Annotated in this window: 1 protein-coding gene and 1 tRNA gene; one reads left to right on the top strand and one right to left on the bottom strand. The window is 69.0% G+C overall.

All coding sequences use genetic code 11. The features are described 5' to 3' along the window. Positions 1–371 precede the first annotated feature (371 nt). Positions 372–447 (top strand) — tRNA-Thr (locus tag G6R24_RS20840). A 125-nt stretch (positions 448–572) separates the two neighbouring features. Here G6R24_RS20840 and G6R24_RS20835 read toward each other — a convergent pair. Next, positions 573–1,430 (bottom strand): D-alanine--D-alanine ligase family protein, encoded by an 858-nt coding sequence (locus G6R24_RS20835; protein WP_225438881.1) that lies wholly within the window; start codon positions 1,428–1,430, stop codon positions 573–575. Positions 1,431–1,521 lie beyond the last annotated feature (91 nt).

The raw sequence follows: 1,521 nt of genomic DNA, 5'->3' as shown, positions 1-1,521 counted from the left end.
GCTCTCACGTCAACCTTTGCGTCAGGGGCGCGATACGGGCAGACGCGCCCATTCACACCGGGAAGACAATTTCTGAGGTGGGAACGCAGGTTGTGCGACGCTGCACATGTTCCGCAGATGCGGTGCTATCGCGATAAACGATCCGCATCCACGTCGAACTTCTAGTCCTTGTGCCGCTCCGCGTCAAGACGATTCAAGATCGGAAATATCCTCGATCTTGCCGTCACGGACCGAATCGGGCGCTGGCCACTGGTTGCGCGGCCACCTCGGAGCTCGATGATCGACTGGAGCTCGCCGGGCCCGGCGGGAGCCCCGCGGACGGACCCGCCGGAGCCTCGGCCTGCTCCACGTCAGGTATCGTCAGAGGACTGGCCGGTGTGGCGCAATTGGCAGCGCTCTCGACTTGTAATCGAGGGGTTAGGGGTTCGAGTCCCCTCGCCGGCTCCACATCGATGGCCTCTGAGCCGCGGTCTTGCCGCCTCTGTACGGTGCTGTCGAGGTCAGGCGGTCTCCCCCAGCCGGCCGAGACCGCCTGACCTCTCCCGCTGAGCGGCTTCCCGTCACCGCGCGGTTCAGGCGGATGCCACCCCGTTCACGGTGGTCGGACGGCTGTGGGCGCGGGCAGCGAGGTCACGGCAGACCACGGCGAGGTCGAGGCCGGCGGCGGCGAGGGCCAGCGGCCAGGTGCTCGTCTCGGTCATCCCCGGGGCGACGTTGACCTCCAGGAACTGTGGTGTTCCGGCCGCATCGACAATCATGTCGGTGCGGGAGAGGTCCCGCAGGCCAAGGGCCTGATGCGCGAGGAGGGCGGCCCGCGCGGCGGCATCCAGGACCGCGGGGGCAAGCCGGGCGGGGGTGTAGAAGTTCGTGGCCCCGGCGGTGTAGCGGGCGGCGTAGTCGTAGGCACGGCCCGCGGCCGGTTCGATCTCCACCGCCGGGAGCGCGACCGGCCCGTCGCCGGTGTCCACGACACCGACCGCGATCTCCATGCCGGCCACGGCCTGCTCGACGAGTGCGCAGTCGTGGTAACCGAAGCAGGCCATCAGGGCCTCGGCGACCTCGCCGGCACCCTCGACCCGGCTCACGCCGAACGACGATCCACCCGCCCGCGGTTTCACGACCAGCGGCAGGCCGAGGCGGGCGACGATCCGCTCGATGAGCGCCGCGGCGCCAAGGGCAAGGAAAGCGCCAGCCTCGGAATCGTAGGTGAGGCGGTCGGCGAGAGCAGGGGGCCGCGTGCCGACCAGGAGTTCGGCTGCGCCCTCCCAGAAGCAGCCGTTCGGAATCCCACTTCGCGTGGCCGGTGACCGTTTCGCCGTCGCCCGAGACCCGGACCTGCCGCACCGGGCGGCTGATGAAGTGTGCGGATCAGCTGGCTGTCGTGAACCGTGCGGGTCGGCATCCGACCAGCTCGGGTGACTCGACTCCACCGATCAGCTCCTGGACCACCAGTCGGCCTATCAGTGGGGCAAGGGTCACGCCGGAGTGCATGACAGCCAGGTAGAGCCCTTGCACACCTGG

Origin of the sequence: Candidatus Frankia nodulisporulans, assembly GCF_902806475.1 — a bacterium.
In the GTDB taxonomy this organism is placed as follows: Bacteria; Actinomycetota; Actinomycetes; order Frankiales; family Frankiaceae; genus Frankia; species Frankia umida.
This window is presented reverse-complemented; position numbering and strand designations above follow the sequence as displayed.